Below are 7460 nucleotides of genomic sequence, written 5' to 3' on the forward strand. Positions count from 1 at the left end.
GTCTTCTATGAGGCTCCGACGATATCTTACTAATTCCCGTAATTCCCTCTGCTCACGACTTGGAATATAACTGCCCTGCAGTAACCCATGCCGTAGTAACTCAGCTATCCACTCTGCATCTTTAACATCTGTCTTGCGTCCCGGAACTGCTTTTATGTGTTGTGCATTGACTACCAAAATCTCAATTCCCGTATGTTCTAAAAGATTGTAAATTGGTTTCCAGTAAACTCCCGTGCTTTCCATAGCTACATGACTACAGCCGTGACTTTGAAGCCAGCTTACTAATTCATGCAAGTCGTCCGTCATAGTGCCAAATGTTCGAATTTCTTTGTTGTCAGGTGTGATAACGCAGGCAACGATAATCTTCTTGTGAACATCCATACCACAACAGCGTTCATGGACAATGCGGATTACTTGTTTCATGAGAAGATCCCCTCTGCGGCCTTATTTTGCGACTGGTGCAGTAACCCTTGTACGAGTAATCTACTCCGCGTGCTTCCTAAATGTAGGAGCAACAATTTGTGGTGCACCAGGTAACTGGGGTTCAGTCTACCCTTCAGGCTCGAAGCACTAGCAAGCTATCGACCTCTCTTCGCCAGCCGCAAAAAAATTATTCTACATATGCACCTGGTTTTCATTCTTTGTTGGTGTCGTGCTAACGACATGGGGGGTCTACCCTGAAAAATCAGTGACTTCAAGTTGGAAAATATAGGGAACCACAGAGGACGCGGAGAAATTTAAATTATTATATTCTTCGCGTGATAGATATCACGCGCTCTGTGTCCTCCGTGGTTAAACTTCAATGTTTTCATGCTTTGTGGTGCCAATTATTGGCATGATCATCTCTGTGGTTAAATATTTTTTATCGTTTGAGCAAAAACTCCGGGAATTTTTTCCCGGAGTTAAAATTTTATTCCTGTATCATTTTAATAAAGTATTGATGGATGCGGTCATCGTCCGTCAGTTCCGGATGGAAAGCCGTCGCCAGGAATTTCCCTTGCCGAGCGATAACGATTTTGTCATTCACGGTCGCCAGTACCTGGACCGCCGGACCAACGCTCTCGATATAAGGAGCACGGATAAAGACGGCCCGCACCGGCTTGCCGCCAAATTCCGGCACGTTAAGGTCGGCCTCAAAACTCTCGCGCTGGCGGCCGAAAGCATTGCGCCGCACCACGGTGTCCATCAGGCCCAGCCGGGGCTGGTCGCTGCCGATAATGTCTTTCGCCAGCAGGATCATGCCGGCGCAAGTGCCGTAGATGGCAAGACCATTGGCGGCCCGCTCCTTAATTTTATCCATGAGGCCCCACTCGATCATCAGTTTGCCAATTGTCGTGCTCTCACCGCCAGGGATGATAAGCCCGGCGACATCATCAAGCTCTTGGGGTTTGCGGATTTCTACCGCTTCTACCCCGCACCGCTCCAGCATCCAGCGGTGCTCGCGGAAAGCGCCCTGCAGGGCAAGTACGCCGACTTTCATGTTTACCAGCCCCGTTCCTGCATGCGCTCATGGGGCGCAATCGTCGAAATTTCGATACCCACCATGGGCTCGCCCAGGTCTTTCGACACTTCGGCCAACACCTGAGGATCGTTGTAATAAGTGGTCGCCGCCACAATCGCCTTGGCCCGCTTAACCGGATCGCCGGACTTAAAGATGCCGGAACCGACGAAAATACCGTCGCAGCCCAGCTGCATCATCAGCGCGGCATCAGCCGGAGTAGCAATCCCGCCGGCGGCAAAGTTGACGACTGGCAGCCGACCCAGTTTCTTCGTTTCCAATACCAGTTCGAGCGGCGCCCCAATGTTTTTGGCAAACGCCGGCACTTCGTCATCAGGCAGATTGACCAGTGTGCGAATCTCGCTCATCACTTGGCGCATATGCTTTACAGCCTCGACGACATTGCCCGTACCCGGCTCGCCTTTGGTGCGGATCATGGCCGCCCCTTCCCCGATGCGGCGCAGCGCCTCGCCCAAATTTTTCGCGCCACAAACGAAAGGCACTTTGAACTGATGCTTGTTGATATGGAACTTATCATCAGCGGGAGTGAGCACTTCACTCTCATCGATATAGTCAACACCCAGCGCCTCCAGAATTTGCGCCTCCACGAAATGGCCGATTCTAGCCTTGGCCATAACCGGGATGGTTACGGCATCCATGATGCGTAGGATAACTGTCGGGTCAGCCATGCGCGCCACCCCGCCAGCTGCCCGGATATCGGCCGGCACCCGCTCAAGGGCCATAACGGCGCACGCGCCCGCCTGCTCGGCAATTTTCGCCTGTTCCGGCGTTGTTACGTCCATTATTACGCCGCCTTTCAGCATTTCCGCCAGGCCAGCTTTTACCCGAAAAGTACCTTGTTCCATAGCCCAACCCCCTAGTTAGTCAAAAAATCATAATCACATATGACATATTTTAATACGACAGTTTGCGGCCTATTCCTGCTCTTATCGCCTGCATCATTCAAAAAAAAAGCGCAGCTAATCGCCACGATCGCTTCTCAATCCGATCAACATTTTGCCTACTGTTCAGCGCGGTAATCTCCGGCTGCCGCCAGACCGGCCATCTCGTTCAGCGCCGCGCCGACGCGCGGATCTTGTTGGGCCAGCATCCGGAAAAAAGCGTCCAACACTACCGGGTCAAACATCCGTCCCTTTTCCTGCTGCATAAACTGAAGCGCCTGCCGGATATCCAGGCGAGGCCGGTATACCCGGTCGGCAGTCAGGGCTTCGTAGACATCGGCAACACAAATAATGCGGGAAGCCAGTGGAATTTGTTCGCCCTGCAACCCGGCGGGATAGCCGTTACCATCATACCATTCATGGTGATACAAAATATTCCGGGCAATATCTTCAGGTAAATGGATGTTTTTCAAGATGTTATAGCCGATTATGGTATGCCGTTTAATTATTGCGTATTCTTCTTCGGTCAAACGCCCCGGTTTGTTAAGGATATTCTCCGGAATGCCGATCTTGCCGATATCATGCAGTATCGCCGCAACGGCAAGTTTGTCAAGTTCCCGGGCGGTCAGCCCCATCTCCCGGCCCAGCGCCACGGCCAGGTCGCGCACCCGCAGCGAATGTTTGCCGGTAGCTTCGTCATGCGTATCGACCAGTTCCGCTAAGGCGATGCCACTCTCAATAAACAGGCGGTTTTTCTGCTCTCGCAGCCTCACTTTATCGGAAATGCCATAGATAAGTTCTCCCACCTGGTGGGCCGTGCCGCCAGGCAGTAAGGGAATAGCTGTCTGTTCGATACATATCTCCTGGTCTTTGCGGTTGATTTTCCATATGATATTTCCGCAAACTAACCAAAAATCAGCTCTTCCCTCTACCCCCCCCCCCCCGCTTGGGGTTTCTTAGGCTCATCCCTTTATAGCCGAACACGTCATAACATTTTGGGCCGGCTGCCTCTTCCCACTTTACGCCGGTTAAACACACTGCGTTGTTATTAATATCCTGCACCATTTGGCCCACCTCGCCACCATCCGCCGATTTTCGATATGATTTACTTATTCGTCGGATAGTTCGCATTATCCTTTCAGTTCTGAAAATAATCTTGTGTAATATTGCTCGGCCATGCTTTTACCAATCGGCGAATGCCTTCGGCCCAATACGGAATTTTGCAGAAAAACCAAGAAACATCGAAAATCAAGCTGTTTGAGGCCGTCGCGGCGATTTACCGGACACACAACACACACTAAAGGGCACTAGCCGCATAGGCTGAGTGCCCTTTAGTTTTTGGCTGTCGTTAATACGCCTTGCATAAATAATTCATAATTTCCATAGTAGACCCCGCCGCTACCTTGCGTATTTTTCGGCCAATTCAATTGCCTCGCTCAACAGCGAATATTCTTCAGGGTAAATAACCTGGCTGTCTGGCTTCTTAGAGGAAAGCCCCATTACCTTGCCGTCAATTTTGGTATAACCGTGCCACTCCAGCACCCGGGTCGGATATATGCCATCCAGTTTGGTAACGTACTTCGTCGTTGTCCAGGCGCTCATATTGGGCGGACGTTCGGGATCGACCGTTTCGCTCAACAGCCAAAACGTTATAGAATTATCCGCTTTATTCCATACCACGGTCTCACTGTCAACATAGTCCGTACGACTTTTGCCCGACGCCAATTGCAGCTTGCCGACAAAAACCCAATTCGCTGCCGCAGCCGAACTGGTAACACCAAATAAGAAAAATGCGACTAACAGGCAAATGATAAAGCTTTTTTTCATTTTCCGCCCTCTTTCTTGCTTAGTCGTCAATATTGGCACCACTATTAACCAACCGTTTGAAACTTATCCCCAGCTTGCCCGGCACATCCCCTCCGGCCTCAAAAGTAAACGTGCGGCGTTGTTGGCTTACGGTAATGGTAAAAATAGGACCATTGTCTGGCTTTACCAGCCACGTAGCCGTCTCAACCAAAATCGGCGGCCATATTTTAAGTTCATAAGCGGCAGTCTTGGTCGGCGAACCATAGTCGGCGGTAAAGGAAGCAAGCAAATGGCGGTACGTTATATCAGTAAGCATAGCTGTACCGCCCATCACCGTAACATCGACAGCGGCCAGACCGTCACCTCGCCATACTAGCTTAAGCTCACATGGCAAATCGAGAAACAGGCCATTGTCCATCTTCAACCATGTGCCACCTGCCGGTTCTTCACCTTTGCCGCGCAGTACGAAGCCTTGTTTGCCCAAAATTTGTTCAGCGTCGGTTTGGTTGGTAGTCCAATTCAGCCCCCACAGCCATTTTCCGATACCACCCGCGCTAGGATCTGCCGTTTCTTGGGACGGTTGCGCGCCCGCGTAGCCAAACGTCAGCCAGCGGAGTAAAAACCGCTCGCACGCATTTGCCAGCCAGCTTGCCGGCCAGGCATCAGCCTGGGGCGATCCGCCCGATCTCCCCACGATCTTCCCGGTTTCATCTAGCCAACACTGTTCTATGACTTTAACCCCGTGGATCGCATCGACCCTGGCCCAACAGATGGCAGACGCAATATTGGCTAGTTTGTCGTCAATATCGGCATCACCGCCTGCCGGCCGCGCGCCCATTAGCCGCTCCTTGGCTTGCTGGCCCAGCTCAAGTCGCACCGCCCACTCTTGGCGGTTGGCCATCTGGGGAAAACCATAAAACTTGATCCCCTGGTCCTCACCCAAATAAGTGTAATCCTCTTTAGCCGGTTCGGCAGTGACCGGCAGCAAAAACGCCAGCCTGCTCCCGCCCCACTCGACAAGAGTAAACCCTTGGCGGGGGATCGAAGGCAAAACCTGCTCGGGCAGCCGCGGCCGGTCGTCCCAAGCGTCAAACCCGTAGTACTCCATGAACACCCTAATCATTGTTTGCGGCTTGGGCTTTACGGCCAGTACCGAACTGCCATCGATATTGTCGTTGATGCGGAAATGGACAAAACAGTTTTGGTATTTGTTCATCTCCGGCAGCCAATAAACGATGAAATCGTTAATCTCGCGCTCGTTGAGCCCGATTTGCTGCAATTTATCGCGCAAAAACGCCGCATAGTTCTCCTTTTTGACCACAAAACCGTCTGTTAACCGGTAATGCTGCAGCGGGAAATCATAGCTGCCGTCCCAGAAAATGTATTGATAATGCCGGTTGTCCCGGGTATTCAGCAAATCCCCGTCCGGGGAGGCGATAACCCGCCAGCCGTCATTGTACTCGGGATAGGTCGTGTGCAGCCGGCCCTTAAATTCGTGTTTGACTTCTACCAGCATCGTCTTGGTCGGATACAAATAAATCACCGGTTTTTTGACAACCACCTGCGGCACCAGGTAAACGTCAAGCCATTCACCGTCTTTGATCGTCCGCAGGTCAATCATTTTGCTGCCATATTGCCCGACGAATTCCAGGTACGGGTATTGTTTTATTTTGTCCGCGCTTATCGTCAAGTCAAACTCCGACCGCTTGGCATCAAGAATCAGTTCGCCCCTCTCGCCCGGCGCGTCGGACGGCAGCAAATACACTTTGTAATTTTCACATTTAATCAACTTGCTGGACAGCCCACTGTAATAGGTGGCAAAAACTTCGCCTTTGATGTGTTTGGCCGCAGGCGGCGCGTCCGCCCGCTCCACGGCGGCGATAAAGATATAGGCGCTGGTCATGTGCCAATAGCTGCGCGGATAAACCTCATAATACTTCACGTTGTATTTGGCGATCGGTTTGAGCAGCCCGTAATCGCCGCCGGCAATGCCTACCACATGGTACCACGGGCCGCTTTTGGTCATCCCCTCAACAGTCAAAATCGGATCTTCCTTTAGCTCTTCGCCAACCCAAGCCACGGTGGTTTTCGGCGCGGGCAGTATGTAATCCTTGGCATCCATCGCCTGATACCGGTCGAGATCGGCCTTAAGCCGCGCCAAAGCCTCCTCCATTGCCGCCGCGCCCTGCTCATCGCCTTGTTCTTTGCGAACTTCGAGCCATTGCTGGTGGCGCTGGATTTCTTGCTTAATCGCTTTGATCGTCGCCGCCAGGCAGTCAGCCTGCAGCGTACTGTCGCCTACCGCTGCTGCCCATACCGACACGCTCGCCACCAAAATTAACCAGACCACCAAACCCCCCAGCCCCACTTTTCCCAGTACTTTTCTCACTGCCATAACCTCCCCGGCATTTGTTCGATTTATTAGATCAAACGTTAAAATCAGCCATAGTAACGCCCGCATAATAAAAAATATCCGACCAACCGGTTAGGTTGTCGGCTTATTTTTCATAACCACGGCCGCACGTAAACCACGGCCGCTTCCATCAATATATTCATAATATTAATATGTTTGAGAGTTTTGCATAATTCAATCGCAAGTTATCCACAAAGAGATGTCTTTAAGCAATTTTGATGTCAAATTCAAGAGCTATTAGTGTAATTAGCCAATTTTTAACAAAAATGCTCCAATATCATCCTAAAAAAGGGTAGACCTATCCCTATGGTGGGCTAATTCTGTAAAAAGTAAGATGAAAAACAATAATTAGGCTGCTTTTTGCTGATGTATCTGGCGATTAACCGCTATTGTTCCTGCCAGTAAAGCAATGCAGCAAAGCATTAGATGTGCTGTAACCTTTTTAATTCCCTGTACACGAACCGTGTTTGCTCCAAGCTGCTCCTTCAATCGGGAAAATGCTCGTTCTACCGATGTTCGCTCCGCATAAAGTTTTTCCCATTCCCGTGTGCCACGATGAGGAGTACAGAAGCTGCGCGGATCATCTTCAACTTTTTTCTTTATAACCAGGCCATAGTTAGACGGTGAACACCATGCACTCCCGTTAGGACAATTAACTTTGCCACATACATGGGGACACCGAAACTTTAATATTCCTTTTTCTCTTTCACACCCCCAGTAAACCATCGGATAACCCATGGAGCATGTTGGAGTACGATTTTCGTCCATTCCTTCGGGCGGTAATTTTTCTTTCCGGCGATTGAGAGGGATAATGGCTTGTGCTTGGCGCTCATATGCGGCT

General features: G+C 50.8%; 7 protein-coding genes. All 7 read right to left on the minus strand.

What is annotated here, in order from left to right; genetic code table 11:
* Nucleotides 1-423: IS110 family transposase (locus TCARDRAFT_RS14270; protein WP_007290671.1), on the minus strand; the 423-nt coding region annotated here is incomplete at its 3' end.
* Nucleotides 424-910: 487 nt separating this feature from the next.
* A complete protein-coding gene (gene pdxT, locus TCARDRAFT_RS14275; RefSeq protein WP_007290672.1) occupies nucleotides 911-1480 on the minus strand; it encodes a pyridoxal 5'-phosphate synthase glutaminase subunit PdxT in 570 nt (189 codons plus the stop codon).
* Between the two features lie 2 nt (nucleotides 1481-1482).
* A complete protein-coding gene (pdxS, locus tag TCARDRAFT_RS14280; RefSeq protein WP_007290673.1) occupies nucleotides 1483-2364 on the minus strand; it encodes a pyridoxal 5'-phosphate synthase lyase subunit PdxS in 882 nt (293 codons plus the stop codon).
* Between the two features lie 155 nt (nucleotides 2365-2519).
* Nucleotides 2520-3206, minus strand: coding sequence for an HD-GYP domain-containing protein (locus TCARDRAFT_RS14285; protein ID WP_007290674.1), 687 nt, complete (start codon nucleotides 3204-3206; stop codon nucleotides 2520-2522).
* Between the two features lie 592 nt (nucleotides 3207-3798).
* Nucleotides 3799-4227, minus strand: a complete 429-nt coding sequence (locus TCARDRAFT_RS14290) for a hypothetical protein (RefSeq protein ID WP_007290675.1) — start codon at nucleotides 4225-4227, stop codon at nucleotides 3799-3801.
* A 19-nt stretch (nucleotides 4228-4246) separates the two neighbouring features.
* A complete protein-coding gene (locus TCARDRAFT_RS14760) occupies nucleotides 4247-6595 on the minus strand; it encodes a hypothetical protein (protein WP_050769650.1) in 2349 nt (782 codons plus the stop codon).
* Between the two features lie 372 nt (nucleotides 6596-6967).
* The coding region (locus tag TCARDRAFT_RS15160; RefSeq protein WP_156784734.1) for a transposase at nucleotides 6968-7460 on the minus strand (493 nt) is incomplete at its 5' end.

Origin of the sequence: Thermosinus carboxydivorans Nor1 (genome assembly GCF_000169155.1) — a bacterium.
In the GTDB taxonomy this organism is placed as follows: domain Bacteria; phylum Bacillota; class Negativicutes; order Sporomusales; family Thermosinaceae; genus Thermosinus; species Thermosinus carboxydivorans.